Raw genomic sequence first — 15,351 nt, 5'->3', positions numbered from 1 at the left:
CTTACCCGAAATCTGATTTATTCAACAAAGCCTCTCTTAATGTCTCTCCACAGCGTTTAGCTTTCAGAGCATAAACTTCGGCTTCTGGCACCAGGCCGCCCACCAGCATCCATGAGCTCCAGCGTTATGGTTGTGCGGGTAAAATGTATTCTTAATGTGCTGTACTATATGTTCGGGAAAAGGGCAAAGAGGATGCAATAAGATGCTGGCTTATATCACTATAGGTACAAATAACTTTCAGCGCGCCGTGGACTTTTATGACGCTATTTTTAAGGTTCTTGGCTACTCGCGATTGCCTGCCTGGACAGAAAGCTGGGCAATGTGGGGAGATGAAAATAATCCGGATGAGGTATTCAACTTCTGCATCTGTCCTCCTTTTGACCGCCATCCCGCAACGGCGGGAAACGGGACAATGTTCGCATTTCATGCAGATAATGCTGACATTGTCAGACGATTCCATGCAGCAGGTCTCCTTGCGGGAGGGGAGAGTGAAGGCGAGCCAGGTACACGCCCCGCATACGGACCCGACTTTTATGTTGCTTATCTGCGCGATCCTGACGGGCATAAGCTGGCATGCGTTTGTCAGCGCTATTCTCCTGAAGCCGATAAGTTCGTAAATGAACCTTAGGGACTTCACTTAACCCATTTAACGGTTTGAGCATTGATAAAGCCTGGCGATGAAATGCGGCGTTTGCGGCGAACTCGCTCAATATCGTTTACGGCTGCCACCGTTCGCCCCGGCCCTTAGCCGCCCGGGCTAATTCACTCCCGCATTAAAGCTGCCGGGCTGATTATGGTGCCGTCCCTTAATGAGCTCAGGAGAGCGGAGCGGCAGGGCATTCTTCTGAATAAGCTGAGAACGGCGATAGCCCCAGACCCTGGTTTTATCGCCGTTTAGCGTCTAAGCCACCTTACTCCTTCTTCTCGCCAAGCGTCGGCGTCTCGTCAAAGAAGTTCCACGGTTTCAGCAGCGCATGCGCCCACTCGGTCGGCATAATCGGCCACTCCTCAGCGCGGGCAACGTGGGTGGTACCGGTGGTGATCCACACGACATCATCGTGGTTGTCCAGGGATTCATCATCTTTCGCGTACTGGCCGAGGCCGGTGTCGTGAATTGAACGGTTAGGGTACTTACCTTCCGGGAAGCGTTCGGTCGGATGATAGCGGGTGACCCACAGCTGTTTATCCATAAAGCTCAGGCGATGGTAAATCCACTCATCAGGGGCAAATTTTGCCCCGGTAGCGACCGGATGCGTGCCGCCCGCGTAAGGGATAATCTGATATGACACCGGATTACCCATCCGGTTTTCCCTGGTGGTATTGCTTAGCAGACGGATGGTGCCCGGGTCAAATTTATGCGCCGCTTTCTGCTCGCTATCAATCGTGTACTGATTGATCTGCATGGTGCTGCTGCGCGGGCCGCCGGCGGTATTCGGCTTCACTTCCGGGTCCATGGCCACCAGCGTGTTGTTCTCTCCGTCAACGTCAAGATCGAGGCGGAAGTTATAAATATGCTGGTGGGTGGTGCCGACAATATTATGGTCAATCAGCGTGCCGTAGCGGGTGTCCTCTTTGGCGCTCGGGTCATGCATGGTCTTCGCTTTCACGCCTTTAACCGCTTCGATGCCGGTGGCTCCGGCGTCAATGCCGATAGTGCCGTTTTCGTGGAATACCCAGTCAAAGATATAGTCGTAGGTGCCGACGGTACTGATCCAGCGCACCACCAGTTCGCGGCGCTCGGTACTGACGTTCGGCTTGCCCATCTCCTGATGTTTATACTCCGGCCCGGCGTAGCGTTCGAAAATAGCGATCGCGCGCGGAATGGTAGTGGGTGTGCCGGTATAGTCGGCGATGGTTTCATCCAGCAGGACCGCGTTGGACGGCGCGTCTTTACCGCGGACGATAGGTGAGGTCAGGGTGCCCATGCCGTAGTCGCCGGAATCGAGATAGGCCTTAAAGTACCAGCCCACGTCCGGGTCGCCGTAGGGCACGATCATTCCACCGAGCGATCCTTCGTACATCACCTGACGTTTCTTGCCGTTATCGTTATATGTCACGGTGGAGAGAATCGGCCCAACGCGGGAGTTCATGCGCAGGTGGAAATCCCAGTTTTGCCAGTGGATCACATCGCCGGTAATGGTGTAGTTTTTGCCTTCCGGCTCGATGATATCGAGGGGTTTAACCTTCGGTGCCACGCGGTCGCGCCCGTCATAGGGGCGGGCTGCCATCGGTACCGGGATCGTCGGACCTTCTTCAATTTTAATAATCTTCTTCTGTTCGAGGTCGACTACCGCGACCAGATTTTCAATCGGATGCGCCCAGTAGTTACCGTCGCCAACGTCAAGATAGCTCACCACTTTCAGCAGCCGCGCATCCTGCTTGAGGCCATCTTTGCCGTCGAAATAGCCGACGGTTAACGGCGTGGTGACCACCTTGCTTGGGTCATCGATGCCGCGTTTTTTCAACACTTCGGCAAATTCGCTGCTGGCATTGATGATGTTCTGCACGCTGGCGAAATCGTCCAGCAGTACCATGCCGTGGGCCTCTTTAATCGGCGTCCATGAGAGGACCTTCTTATTCCGGAGATCGACTACGGCTTCAATGACGTGCTTGCCATCGAGCATAATCACGTCGGCAGCGCGAGGGGCGTCGACCGGTGTGCCCTGAAGAGCAAAGGCCCAGACGGCGGCTTTATCGGGCTCGCGCAGGGAGACTTCGCTAAAGCGAGTATTAGGTTTGAAATCCGCCGCGGCTTTAACGATAGCGACCGCTGCGCTGATTTCCGCCGCTGACAGCGAATTCAGCGGATGCGGGCGTTTTTCCACCTGAAAGGTCTGATCGAGACCGGACTGGAAGACATCGTTGATGAAGGCGTCAGAAACCCACGCTTTACCCTCTTTGATCACCACCGGCACCTGCAAATCGAGGGTTTTGCCGTTGACGATGGCCGTTTTCGCCCCCGGTTTAACCTTCACGTAAGCGCCGTCTTTGATCAGGGTATACATCTGCGCGTAGTCATCCCACTGAACGTCTGCGCCGAAATCCTGCAGGGTTTTATCCATCGGGACCATATGGGCTTCGCCGCCGTGGGCGAACGCCGGGCCTTGCCAGGCGCAAAACAGGGCGACAGCCAGCGCCAGAGCCGTTTTGCGGGGAGAAAGAATCGCCATTGAGACCTCACCTTATTGTTGTGTTGTGCAGTGCCGCTGCGAATGTCGGCTTGTCTATCGTTAACCTAACAGCGGTCAGCGCCGAGGCGTTTGCCTGCTTTTGCCAGGTTGTTTGTCAGTTTTGCCAGTTACAAAAAATGCCTCCGCAGAGGCATGAAGATGGCGATAAAGATGGGCGAATTTCTAATATTTACTCCGCAAAATCCCCCAGCTGGCGGGCCACCAGGGTCAGGATGGAGTAGAGCGCGACCGCCTGCTGGTGCTGGTTAAAAATCTCTACCGCCCACTCGACGACGCCGGTCGCTTTCTCCTCCGCGCTGCGCTGACGTTTCACCGTTTTGCGTTTGCAGGTCAGGCGTACCTGGATGGTATCCCCCGGCTTCACCGGCTCGATGAAGCGCAGATTCTCCATCCCGTAGTTGGCGATCACCGGGCCGACCCCGGCGTCAACAAACAGCCCGGCAGCGGCGGAAATCAGGAAGTAGCCGTGCACCACGCGTTCGCCGAAAATCGACTCCGCCGCGGCAATCTTATCCATATGGGCGTAAAAGTGATCGCCGCTCAGGCAGGCGAAGTTGACGATATCCGCCTCGGACAGCGTGCGGCGCGGAGTCAACAGGCTGTCGCCCGGCTGGATCTCCTCGAAATATTTGCGGAACGGGTGAATGCGGTCTTCCACCACCTGCGCGCCGCGCACCCACTGCTGGCCGATGGCGGCGAGCATCGTCGGGCTACCCTGAATCGCGGTGCGCTGCATATAGTGCTTCACCGCCCGCAGGCCGCCCAGCTCTTCACCGCCGCCGGCGCGCCCCGGACCGCCGTGTACCAGCTGCGGCAGCGGGGAGCCGTGGCCGGTGGACTCTGCGGAAGACTCTTCGTTCAGTACCTGAATACGCCCGTGGGCGCGGGCGGCGCCGAGAATAAACGCGCGCGCCAGTTTTCCGCTGGCGGTGACCAGCGTGCCTGCCAGGCTACCTTCACCGGCCCGCGCCAGGGCCATCGCATGCTCGACGCTCTGATAGGGCATCAGAGTAGCCACGGGGCCGAACGCTTCAATGGCGTGTACCGCCGGGGTCTCATCCGGCTGCGGGCAGAACAGCAGCGTCGGCGGGAAGAATGCGCCCGCGGCGTTGAGATCCGCGCGACCACCCAGCAACACTTCACATCCCGCTTCGATCAGACGGTTTACATTATCCTGTACGTCCTGACGCTGTTCGTGGTTGACCAACGCGCCCATCTTAACGCCTTCCTGCGCCGGGTCACCGAACGCCACTTTTTGCAGGCGCGCAACCAGCGCGTCGCTCACCGCTTTAACCTGTGCCTGCGGCACGATAATACGGCGGATGGCGGTGCACTTTTGCCCGGCCTTCGCCGTCATTTCTCGTACCACTTCGCGAATGAACAGCGCGAACTCCGGCTGCTCCGGCGTGACGTCGTCACCGAGTACGCAACAGTTTAGCGAATCCGCTTCCATGGTGAAGGGAATGGACTTCGCGACCAGGTTGGGATGCACCCGCAGCTGCTGTCCGGTATGGGCCGAGCCGGTAAAGGTGACAACATCCTGGCTATCGAGATGGTCGAGCAGATCGCCCGCGCCACCGCAGATCAGGCTGATTGCGCCCACCGGCACCAGTCCGCTATCGACAATCATTTTAACCATCGCCTGAGTCAGCTGCGCGGTAGCGGTAGCCGGTTTGATGATGGCGGGCATCCCGGCAAGCCAGGTGGGCGCCAGCTTTTCCAGCATGCCCCAGCAGGGAAAGTTAAAAGCGTTGATATGCACTGCCACGCCGGACTTCGAGGTCAGCACGTGGCGGGCGGCGAAGCCTCCCTGTTTTGATAGCGGAATCAGCTCATCTTCCGGCCACAGGGTATCGTCCGGCAGCTCGCGGCTGCCAAGGCTGGCGTAGGTGAAAAGGGTGCCAATGCCCCCTTCGATATCCACCCAGCTGTCGGCACGGGTAGCGCCGGTTTCGGCAGAGATTGTATACAACGCCGCCTTCTGCTCCAGCAAATATCTGGCGACCGCCTTCAGCATTGCGCTGCGCTCAATAAAGGTCATCGCCTCCAGCGCTTTGCCGCCGCGCTCAATCGCGAAGCGTCGCGCCTGCGCCATATCCAGACCCTCGCTGGTGACTTCCCATAGCGCTTCGCCGCTGATGGCGTGATGGATAGTGCGCGCGTGGCCCCGGCCGGTCTGCCACGTGCCGGACAAGTAGCTGGCTAACTGCTGCATGTTTCATCTCCAGATGTGTTACGTGAAATATCTATAAATAGTTCTTTGGTGAATCATAAAAAGCAAGCCTGTATTTAATAATTTATTAACATTGTGATCGGTGGCGATCTGCGTTTAGCACTTAATCTATTGTTAGTTATGTGGTTTACAAAAGCTTTTGCGGTAGCTATCACAAAAAGAACAAACAAAATTTGTGGTTTTATTTAACCTGAATGTAACTTTTATAAAACAAAGTGATTCGAAAATTATTTATAGTCGAATTTATTGGAATCATAAAAGGTGATGACGTGACAGAAGAACAACGCTTTGACCAGCGCATCGCGCAGGAGACGGCCATCGAACCGCAGGACTGGATGCCGGAAGCCTACCGCAAAACGCTGATCCGCCAGATTGGTCAGCACGCGCATTCGGAAATCGTCGGCATGCTGCCGGAGGGCAACTGGATAACTCGCGCGCCAACCCTGCGCCGCAAAGCGATTCTGCTGGCGAAAGTGCAGGATGAAGCCGGGCACGGTCTGTATCTCTACAGCGCCGCGGAAACCCTCGGCTGCGCCCGCGAAGATCTGTATCAGAAGATGCTCGACGGCAAGATGAAGTACTCCTCCATCTTCAACTACCCGACTCTGAGCTGGGCGGACATCGGCGTAATCGGCTGGCTGGTGGACGGCGCGGCCATCGTCAATCAGGTGGCGCTGTGCCGTACCTCCTACGGACCCTATGCCCGGGCGATGGTCAAGATCTGCAAAGAGGAGAGCTTTCATCAGCGCCAGGGATTCGAAGCCTGCATGGCGCTGGCGCAGGGTAGCGACGCGCAGCGGCAGATGCTGCAGGACGCCATCAACCGTTTCTGGTGGCCGGCGCTGATGATGTTCGGTCCGAACGACGATAACTCGCCAAACAGCGCCCGCAGCATGGCCTGGAAAATCAAGCGTCACTCCAACGATGAGCTGCGCCAGCGCTTTGTCGATAACACCATTCCGCAGGTGGAAATCCTTGGCATGACCGTACCCGACCCGGATTTACAGCGGGATGAAGCCACCGGCCACTACCGCTTTGGCGCCATCGACTGGCAGGAATTTGACGAGGTCATTGCCGGACGCGGGATCTGCAACCACGAACGTCTGGCCGCTAAACGCAAGGCGTGGGAAGAGGGCGCATGGGTGCGGGAAGCCGCGCTGGCGCATGCGCAAAAACAGCAGGCTCGCGACGCCGCATAAGGAGAAGAAAGATGAGCAATAACTATTGGCCTTTATATGAAGTGTTCGTTCGCAGCAAACAGGGACTGTCGCACCGCCACGTCGGCAGTCTGCACGCCGCCGATGACCAGATGGCGCTGGAAAACGCCCGCGATGCCTATACCCGCCGCAGCGAAGGCTGTTCGATTTGGGTGGTGAAGGCCAGCGAAATCGTTGCCTCGCAGCCTGAAGAGCGCGGTGAATTTTTCGATCCGGCGGAGAGCAAAGTCTATCGCCATCCCACCTTCTACACCGTGCCCGACGGCATGGAACATATGTGAGGCGACGATGAAAAACAATAACCCCGTTGCAGCTTATGCTCTGCGCCTCGGCGATAACGGCCTGGTGCTGGCCCAGCGTCTGGGCGAGTGGTGCGGCCACGCGCCGGAGCTGGAGATCGATCTGGCGCTGGCCAATATCGGTCTCGACCTGCTGGGGCAGGCGCGCAATTTCCTCAGCTATGCCGCTGAACTGGCTGGCAGCGGCGATGAAGACACCCTGGCCTTTGGCCGCGACGAGCGTCAGTTTCGCAATTTGCTGCTGGCGGAGCAGCCCAACGGCAACTTTGCCGACACCCTTGCTCGCCAGTTTTTTATCGATGTCTGGCACGTAGCGCTGTTCAGCCGCCTGGTCGGCAGTCGCGATACGCAGCTCGCCGCCATCGCCGCCAAAGCGTTAAAAGAAGTGCGCTACCACCAGCGCTTTAGCCGCGGCTGGCTGGAGCGCCTGGGCAACGGCACGGCGCTTTCGGCGCAGAGAATGCAAAGCGCAGTCGATAATCTGTGGCGCTTTACCGGCGAGCTGTTCCAGGCCGATGAGCTGGAGATTGAGCTGAGCGCGCAGGGCATCGCCGTCGACCCACGCGAACTGCAGGGCGAATGGCAGAGTGCGGTACATACGGCGCTGATCGACTCCGGTTTACAGATCCCGCAAGAAGCGGCCTTCCGCAGCGGCGGTAAACAGGGGCTGCACAGCGAGCATCTCGGGCCGCTGCTGGCGGAGATGCAGTATTTACAGCGCGCGTATCCCGGCCAGCAGTGGTAGCAGGAGGTGGTTATGCAACGTCTGGTTGATATCGCTCCCCCGGAGATCCACGCCGTCTGGGAGGTATTAAGCGCCATTCCCGACCCGGAAGTTCCGGTGTTGACTATTACCGACCTCGGCATGGTGCGCAGCGTGGATCGCCGCGGCGATGGCTGGGTGATTGGCTTTACGCCAACCTACTCGGGCTGCCCGGCGACCGAACATCTGTTGGGAGAAATCCGCGCGGCAATGACGGAAAACGGCTACGCGCCGGTGCATATCGTGCTGCAGCTGGACCCGCCGTGGACTACTGACTGGATGGGGCCGGAGGCGCGTGAACGTCTGCGCCAGTACGGCATCAGTCCGCCGCAGGGTCATGCCTGCCATGCCCATATGCCGGAGGAGGTGGTCTGCCCGCGCTGCGCCAGCCGCCATACCTCGCTGATTAGCGAATTCGGTTCCACGGCCTGCAAAGCGCTGTATCGCTGCGACAGCTGCCGGGAACCCTTTGATTACTTTAAATGTATTTGAGGTTGCGATGACGACATTTCATTCGCTTACCGTGGCGAAAGTGGAGCCGGAAACCCGCGATGCGGTCACCATCACCTTTGCCATTCCCGACGCGCTGCGAAACGCATACGCCTTCCGTCCGGGCCAGCATCTGACTTTAAAAGCCCGCCTTGGCGGGGAAGAGCTGCGTCGCTGCTACTCCATTTGCCGCAGCCGCACGCCGGGGGAAATCAGCGTGGCGGTCAAGGCTATCGACGGCGGACGCTTCTCACGCTATGCCCAGAACGACATTCAACAAGGGATGGCGTTGGAGGTGATGGTGCCGCAGGGCCACTTTGGCTACCAGCCGCAGGCCGGGCGCAGCGCGGACTACCTGGCGATTGCCGCCGGCTCAGGTATTACGCCGATGATGGCGATTATCGACGCCACCCTCGCCACCGAACTCGACAGCCGTTTCACCCTGATTTACGGCAACCGCAGCAGCCACAGCATGATGTTCCGCCAGGCGCTGGCCGACCTGAAAGACCGCTATCCGCAACGCCTGCAGGTGGTGCATCTGTTCAGCCAGGAGGCGATGGACAGCGATCTGCTGCAGGGGCGCATCAATGGCGACAAGCTACGCGCGCTGGCCGCCCGTCTGCTGGATTTCAGCCGCTTTGAGCGCGCCTTTATCTGCGGGCCGGCGGCGATGATGGATGAAGCGGAGATGACCCTGCGCGAACTGGGCATACCGGAGAAAGCGATTCATCTGGAGCGCTTTAATACCCCGGGCAGCAGCGTCAAGCGGGCCACCGGCGTCCAGGCGGAGGGGCGCACGGTCACAATCCGTCAGGACGGCCGCGACAGAACCATCGCCCTCAGCGCAGAGGATGACAGCATCCTTGACGCCGCGCTACGCCAGGGGGCGGATCTGCCGTTTGCCTGCAAAGGCGGAGTCTGCGCCACCTGTAAATGCAAAGTCCTGCGCGGCGAGGTAGCGATGGCTGCTAACTACGGCCTCGAAGCCGACGAAGTGGCGGCAGGTTACGTGCTGAGCTGCCAGTCGCTGCCCACCAGCGGCGATGTGATCGTCGATTTCGACGCGCGGGGGATGGCATGAGCGAACTGTTAATTGCTCGTCACGCGCGCGTCCTCCAGCTGACGCTTAATCGCCCGCAGGCGCGCAACGCGCTGAATAACGCGCTGCTGACGCAAATTGCCGACGTGCTCGACGCGGCGGCGCTGGACCCGACGGTCGGCGTCTGCGTCATTAGCGGTAATCAACGCTTTTTTGCCGCAGGGGCTGACCTGAACGAAATGGCGGAAAAAGATCTGCCTGCCACCCTCGATGATATTCGACCGCGGCTGTGGGCGCGTATCGACGCCTTCAACAAACCGCTGATCGCCTCGGTAAACGGCTATGCCCTCGGCGCCGGATGCGAACTGGCGCTGCTCTGCGACCTGATAGTCGCCGGCGATAACGCCCGTTTTGGCCTGCCGGAAATCACCCTCGGTATTATGCCGGGCGCGGGCGGGACCCAGCGCCTGATCCGCAGCATCGGTAAAGCGCTGGCCAGCCGGATGATATTGAGCGGCGAAAGCATCGATGCCAGGCAGGCGCTGCGGGCGGGGCTGGTAAGCGAGGTTTATCCGCCAGCGCTCACCGATGAATATGCACTCGCTTTGGCAGCAACCGTGGCCCGCCACTCGCCGCTGGCGCTGCGCGCGGCTAAACAGGCCTTACGGTTGTCGCAGGAGGTCAGCCTGCAGGCCGGGATTCAGCAGGAACGCCAGTTATTTACTTTGCTGAGCGCGACTGAAGACCGTCGCGAAGGCATCGACGCCTTTCTCCATAAACGTACTGCGGAATTTAAAGGACGCTAATCGTGGAAGCTTTCATTCTCAGCGAAACAGAACAGGGCGTGATGACGATTACCCTTAATCGCCCGGACCGACTGAACAGTTTTAACGACCTGATGCACCAGCAGCTGGCGGCGTGCCTGAAACAGGCCGAACGCGACGACAGCATACGCTGCCTGATGGTGACCGGTGCGGGGCGCGGTTTTTGCGCCGGGCAGGATTTAAATGACCGTAACGTCGACCCCAGCGGGCCGGCGCCGGATCTCGGGCTCTCGGTTGAGCGTTTCTATAACCCGCTGGTGCGCCGTCTGGCGGCGCTGCCGAAGCCGGTGATTTGTGCGGTGAACGGGGTCGCGGCGGGTGCGGGAGCTACGCTGGCGCTGGGCTGCGATATCGTGCTGGCGGCGCGTTCGGCGAAATTCGTGATGGCGTTCAGCAAGCTTGGTCTGGTGCCGGACTGCGGCGGCAGCTGGTTTCTGCCGCGCGTGGCGGGACGGGCGAGGGCGATGGGGCTGGCGCTGCTGGGCGATAGCCTGAGCGCAGAGCAGGCCGCACAGTGGGGGATGATCTGGCAGGTGGTGGACGATGCCGAGCTGAAAGACACCGGCCTGGCGCTGGCCCGTCATCTGGCCGCCCAGCCAACTTATGGCCTCGGTCTGATTAAGAAGGCGCTTCAGCTTGCGGAAACCCAGACTCTGGATCAGCAGCTCGATCTTGAGCGCGATTATCAGCGCCTGGCCGGACGCAGCGCCGACTATCGCGAAGGCGTCAGCGCCTTCCTCGCGAAGCGTCCACCTCAATTCAGCGGGAAATAGCCGATGAGCAAAACGTTACCTACCGTTGCGGTAATAGGCAGCGGCACCATGGGCGCCGGCATTGCCGAGGTGGCCGCCGCCGCCGGGCATCCGGTACTGATTTTCGACATCGATCCTGAGGCGGTGGTTCGCGCCATCGACGGTATTGGTCAACGTCTGGCCTCCCGCGTCAGCCGCGGCAAGCTGGCGGCTGGCCAGGCTGAGGCGCTGCTGACGCGTCTGTCTCCGGCTGAGGATCTGAGCGCTTTAGCACGCGCGGAGCTGGTTATTGAAGCTGCCTCCGAGCGCCTGGACGTGAAAAAAGCGCTGTTCAAACAGCTGGCTGAAATCTGCTCCCCGTCAACGCTGCTAGTCAGCAACACGTCGTCGATATCGATCACCACCATCGCCGCTGGAGTCGCGCACCCGGAGCGGGTTGCCGGGCTGCACTTCTTTAACCCGGCCCCGGTGATGAAGCTGGTCGAAGTGGTCAGCGGCCTGGCGACCTCAGCGGAAGTCGTTGAACAGCTCTGCCAGCGGGTCTGCGCCTGGGGAAAACAGCCGGTTCGCTGCCGTTCGACGCCCGGTTTTATCGTCAACCGCGTGGCGCGTCCTTTTTATGCCGAAGCGTGGCGAGCGCTGGAGGAGCAGGTTGCCGCGCCGGAGGTGATTGACGCCGCTCTGCGCGACGGCGGCGGTTTTCCCATGGGGCCGCTGGCGTTGACCGACCTGATAGGCCAGGACGTTAACTTTGCGGTGACCTGTTCGGTGTTTAACGCCTTCTGGCAGGACCGCCGCTATCTGCCATCGCTGCTGCAGCAGGAGCTGGTTCTGGCCGGACGGCTGGGCAAAAAGAGCGGGCAGGGGGTCTACTGCTGGCCTGGCGAAGCGCAGCCTGAGCTGGCGCTGGCCACCGTATCAGCAGAACGCGCAGCAAAGTGCATTAAAAGTGACGTTGTCACCGAGCTGGACGAGGTGCTGCTGCTGGAAACGACCGGTGAAACCGCCCTGGCATTGAGCATCCAGCACGGCCGTCCGGTGGTGGTCTACGACCATAGCGCGGGCGAAACGGTGGTGCTGGCCAGCGCGGAAACGGCCTCACAGGCGGCGACCGACAAAGCCATTTTCTATTTTCAGCAGCAGGGCAAAAAAGTGCTGCAGATCGCCGACTATCCCGGGCTGCTGGTGTGGCGGACGGTGGTGATGCTGGTTAACGAAGCGCTGGATGCGCTGCAAAAAGGCGTTGCCGGCGCCGAGGATATCGATACCGCCATGCGCCTGGGCGTTAACTACCCGCGCGGTCCGATGGCGTGGGGGGAATCACTTGGCTGGGGCCGGGTACTGCGGCTGCTGGAGAACCTACAACAGCACTACGGCGAGGAGCGCTATCGGCCCTGTTCCCTGCTGCGTCAGAAGGCGCTGATGGAGAAACATCATGAGCAATGAAGCCTGGCGTAACGCCCGCGCGATGTATGAGAACGATAACTGCGCGCAAGCGCTGGGGATCAAGATTATCGAGATGGATGACGGCTACGCGCAGATGTCCATGGCGGTTACCGCGAACATGCTCAATGGCCATCATACCTGCCACGGCGGGCAGCTGTTTTCGCTCGCCGATACCGCCTTCGCTTACGCCTGCAACAGCCAGGGGCTGGCGGCGGTCGCGTCGGCGGCGAGCATCGATTTTCTGCGCCCGGCCTTTGTCGGTGAGCTGCTGACCGCGACGGCGAGAGTCAAGCATCAGGGCAAGCTGACCGGGGTCTATGACATCGAAATTGTCAATCAACAGCAAAAAGTTGTTGCCTTGTTTCGCGGTAAATCGCACCGCATCGGCGGCACAATCACAGGAGAAGTCTGATGCGCGACGCTTATATTTGTGACGGGATCCGCACGCCGATTGGCCGCTACGGCGGGGCGCTGGCCAGCGTGCGCGCCGATGACCTGGCCGCCATCCCGCTGCGCGAGCTACTGAGCCGTAACCCTAAGTTCGACCCGGCATCGATTGATGATGTGATTCTCGGCTGCGCCAACCAGGCCGGTGAAGACAACCGTAACGTGGCCCATATGGCGACGCTATTGGCGGGCTATCCCCACAGCGTACCCGGTACCACCATTAACCGCCTGTGCGGCTCCGGTCTGGACGCCATCGGCTTCGCGGCCCGCGCCATCAAAGCCGGAGAGGCGGATGTGATGATCGCCGGCGGCGTTGAGTCCATGTCGCGGGCGCCGTTCGTGATGGGGAAGGCCAGCGCCCCGTATCAGCGCCAGGCCGAGCTGTTTGATACCACCATCGGCTGGCGTTTTGTGAACCCGCTCATGCAGCGGCAATTTGGCACTGACAGCATGCCGGAAACGGCGGAGAATGTAGCTGAATTGTTAAATATCAGCCGCGCCGATCAGGACGCTTTCGCTTTCCGCAGCCAGCAGCGGACGGCGCAGGCTCAGCGCGACGGTATTCTGGCGCAGGAGATCGTGCCGGTCGACATTATCGGCCGTAAAGGGGCGGTAAACGTCGTGCGTGACGACGAGCATCCGCGAGCGGACACCACCATTGAACAGCTTTCGCGGCTAAAAACGCCGTTCCGCCAGGGCGGCGTAGTGACCGCGGGAAATGCCTCCGGCGTCAACGACGGCGCCGCGGCGCTGATTATCGCAAGCTCGCAGCAGGCCATCGTCCAGGGGCTGACGCCCCGGGCGCGCATTGTGGCCATGGCGACGGCGGGCGTCGAGCCGAAATTTATGGGGCTGGGGCCGGTTCCGGCGGTACGTAAAGCGCTGGAACGCGCCGGGCTGAACATTAACGACATGGACTTGATTGAGCTGAATGAAGCCTTTGCCGCTCAGGCGTTGGGCGTGCTCAGACAGCTGGGGCTGGCGGACGATGCCCCCCATGTTAATCCCAACGGCGGCGCCATCGCCTTAGGCCATCCGTTGGGAATGAGCGGCGCCCGGCTGGCATTAAGCGCCAGCCTGGAGCTGCAGCGCCGCAGCGGGCGCTATGCGCTGTGTACGATGTGTATTGGCGTGGGTCAGGGCATTGCCATGATCCTTGAGCGAGTGTGAGCGAATCTACCTGCGAGTACCCTACAAAATGATAACGATAACTCAATTAGACCCGATTGAAACCGCCTCGCGCGACGAGCTACAGGCCCTGCAAACCCAGCGTCTGAAGTGGACCCTTAAGCATGCGTATGAGAACGTGCCGATGTATCGCCGTAAATTTGATGCGGCGGGCGTTCATCCTGACGATTTTCACGAACTGAGCGATCTGAGTAAGTTTCCCTGTACCACCAAACAGGATCTGCGCGACAACTATCCGTTTGATACTTTTGCGGTGCCGATGGAGCAGGTGGTGCGCATCCATGCGTCTTCGGGCACCACCGGCAAGCCGACGGTGGTGGGCTATACGCAAAACGATATTGATAACTGGGCCAATATTGTCGCACGCTCCCTGCGCGCGGCGGGCGGGACGGCGAAAGACAAAATTCATGTTGCCTATGGTTACGGGCTGTTTACCGGCGGTCTCGGCGCTCACTACGGCGCGGAGCGTTTAGGCGCGACGGTCATTCCCATGTCCGGCGGGCAAACCGAAAAACAAGCTCAGCTAATCCGCGATTTTCAGCCGGATATGATCATGGTCACTCCGTCCTATTGTCTGAACCTGATTGAAGAGCTGGAACGCCAGATGGGCGGCGATGCCAGCGGCTGCTCCCTGCGGGTGGGCGTGTTCGGCGCGGAGCCGTGGACCCATGCGATGCGGGCGGAAATCGAGCGCCGACTGGGTATTTCGGCGCTGGATATCTACGGTCTGTCGGAGGTGATGGGGCCGGGGGTGGCGATGGAGTGTCTGGAGACCGCCGACGGTCCGACGATCTGGGAAGACCATTTCTACCCTGAAGTGGTGAATCCGGACAACGGTACGCCGCTGACGGACGGCGAACACGGCGAGCTGCTGTTCACTACCCTGACCAAAGAAGCGCTGCCGGTGATCCGCTATCGCACCCGCGACCTGACGCGTCTGCTGCCGGGCACCGCCCGTACCATGCGTCGGATGGATCGCATTAGCGGACGCAGCGACGATATGCTGATTATTCGCGGCGTAAACGTCTTCCCGTCGCAGCTGGAAGAGGAGATCCTCAAGTTCGAACATCTGGCACCGCACTATCAGCTGGAAGTTAATCGCCGGGGCCATCTTGATTCACTTTCGGTGCGCGTGGAGCTAAAAGAGAGCGGTCTGGCGCTGAACCACGAGCAGCGCTGTCAGATTTGCCATCAGTTGCGTCATCGGATCAAGTCGATGGTGGGGATCTCGACCGATATCAGCATCGTCAACTGCGGTAGCATCCCGCGTTCCGAGGGCAAGGCCTGTCGCGTGTTCGACCTGCGCAAGGTTGCCGCTAACGGATAACGTTTTCTCCCGGAGGCGGCGCATTGCGCCTGTCCGGGCTACACGACGACACAACTCCCTGGCCCGGACAGGGGTAGCCCGGGTAAGGCGTTTACGCCACGGCCCGGAGAGTGTGCCGGGATTGATGTATCAGCTC

The 15,351-nt window shown here is 59.9% G+C and carries 14 protein-coding genes; 12 read left to right on the top strand and 2 right to left on the bottom strand.

Annotated elements, in window-relative coordinates; all coding sequences use genetic code 11:
* Window positions 1–202: 202 nt before the first annotated feature.
* Window positions 203–628: a VOC family protein gene (locus tag HMPREF3178_RS07475; RefSeq protein ID WP_017145990.1), complete on the top strand. Its 426-nt coding sequence runs from the start codon at window positions 203–205 to the stop codon at window positions 626–628.
* Between the two features lie 283 nt (window positions 629–911).
* On the opposite strand, the gene tynA is transcribed toward HMPREF3178_RS07475, so the two are convergent.
* Together tynA and paaZ are read right to left on the bottom strand one after the other, a co-directional pair.
* On the bottom strand, window positions 912–3,170 hold the full coding sequence (gene tynA, locus HMPREF3178_RS07470; protein ID WP_070585099.1) for a primary-amine oxidase: 2,259 nt from the start codon (window positions 3,168–3,170) through the stop codon (window positions 912–914).
* 190 nt (window positions 3,171–3,360) lie between these two features.
* Complete coding sequence (gene paaZ / locus HMPREF3178_RS07465) at window positions 3,361–5,406, bottom strand: phenylacetic acid degradation bifunctional protein PaaZ (protein ID WP_017145988.1); 2,046 nt, start codon at window positions 5,404–5,406, stop codon at window positions 3,361–3,363.
* Between the two features lie 287 nt (window positions 5,407–5,693).
* On the opposite strand from paaZ, the gene paaA reads away from it, so the two are divergent.
* Genes paaA through paaK form a run of 11 tightly spaced genes read left to right on the top strand, consistent with a single transcriptional unit; the run spans window position 5,694 to window position 15,215 of the window.
* On the top strand, window positions 5,694–6,623 hold the full coding sequence (paaA, locus tag HMPREF3178_RS07460; RefSeq protein WP_017145987.1) for a 1,2-phenylacetyl-CoA epoxidase subunit PaaA: 930 nt from the start codon (window positions 5,694–5,696) through the stop codon (window positions 6,621–6,623).
* A gap of 11 nt (window positions 6,624–6,634) precedes the next feature.
* Window positions 6,635–6,922: a 1,2-phenylacetyl-CoA epoxidase subunit PaaB gene (gene paaB / locus HMPREF3178_RS07455; RefSeq protein WP_004101679.1), complete on the top strand. Its 288-nt coding sequence runs from the start codon at window positions 6,635–6,637 to the stop codon at window positions 6,920–6,922.
* 7 nt (window positions 6,923–6,929) lie between these two features.
* Complete coding sequence (gene paaC, locus HMPREF3178_RS07450; RefSeq protein WP_004112675.1) at window positions 6,930–7,685, top strand: 1,2-phenylacetyl-CoA epoxidase subunit PaaC; 756 nt, start codon at window positions 6,930–6,932, stop codon at window positions 7,683–7,685.
* Between the two features lie 12 nt (window positions 7,686–7,697).
* Complete coding sequence (gene paaD, locus HMPREF3178_RS07445) at window positions 7,698–8,195, top strand: 1,2-phenylacetyl-CoA epoxidase subunit PaaD (protein ID WP_004101681.1); 498 nt, start codon at window positions 7,698–7,700, stop codon at window positions 8,193–8,195.
* 7 nt (window positions 8,196–8,202) lie between these two features.
* Window positions 8,203–9,273: a 1,2-phenylacetyl-CoA epoxidase subunit PaaE gene (paaE, locus tag HMPREF3178_RS07440; RefSeq protein WP_004112678.1), complete on the top strand. Its 1,071-nt coding sequence runs from the start codon at window positions 8,203–8,205 to the stop codon at window positions 9,271–9,273.
* On the top strand, window positions 9,270–10,037 hold the full coding sequence (gene paaF / locus HMPREF3178_RS07435; RefSeq protein WP_070585097.1) for a 2,3-dehydroadipyl-CoA hydratase PaaF: 768 nt from the start codon (window positions 9,270–9,272) through the stop codon (window positions 10,035–10,037). Before paaE ends, paaF begins: the two co-directional genes overlap by 4 nt.
* 2 nt (window positions 10,038–10,039) lie before the next feature.
* Window positions 10,040–10,828 (top strand): 2-(1,2-epoxy-1,2-dihydrophenyl)acetyl-CoA isomerase PaaG, encoded by a 789-nt coding sequence (paaG, locus tag HMPREF3178_RS07430; protein WP_017145986.1) that lies wholly within the window; start codon window positions 10,040–10,042, stop codon window positions 10,826–10,828.
* 3 nt (window positions 10,829–10,831) lie between these two features.
* On the top strand, window positions 10,832–12,253 hold the full coding sequence (locus HMPREF3178_RS07425; protein WP_017145985.1) for a 3-hydroxyacyl-CoA dehydrogenase: 1,422 nt from the start codon (window positions 10,832–10,834) through the stop codon (window positions 12,251–12,253).
* On the top strand, window positions 12,243–12,665 hold the full coding sequence (gene paaI / locus HMPREF3178_RS07420) for a hydroxyphenylacetyl-CoA thioesterase PaaI (RefSeq protein ID WP_004101689.1): 423 nt from the start codon (window positions 12,243–12,245) through the stop codon (window positions 12,663–12,665). The genes HMPREF3178_RS07425 and paaI overlap by 11 nt, the downstream gene beginning before the upstream one ends.
* On the top strand, window positions 12,665–13,870 hold the full coding sequence (pcaF, locus tag HMPREF3178_RS07415) for a 3-oxoadipyl-CoA thiolase (protein WP_017145984.1): 1,206 nt from the start codon (window positions 12,665–12,667) through the stop codon (window positions 13,868–13,870). The genes paaI and pcaF overlap by 1 nt, the downstream gene beginning before the upstream one ends.
* Before the next feature lie 28 nt (window positions 13,871–13,898).
* A complete protein-coding gene (gene paaK / locus HMPREF3178_RS07410; protein WP_017145983.1) occupies window positions 13,899–15,215 on the top strand; it encodes a phenylacetate--CoA ligase PaaK in 1,317 nt (438 codons plus the stop codon).
* The last annotated feature ends 136 nt before the right edge of the window (window positions 15,216–15,351 follow it).

This window comes from Klebsiella sp. HMSC09D12 (genome assembly GCF_001808475.1).
GTDB classification, from domain to species: Bacteria; Pseudomonadota; Gammaproteobacteria; order Enterobacterales; family Enterobacteriaceae; genus Klebsiella; species Klebsiella oxytoca.
Note: the sequence above shows the minus strand (reverse complement) of the source record. Positions and strands in the feature narration are given on the sequence as shown.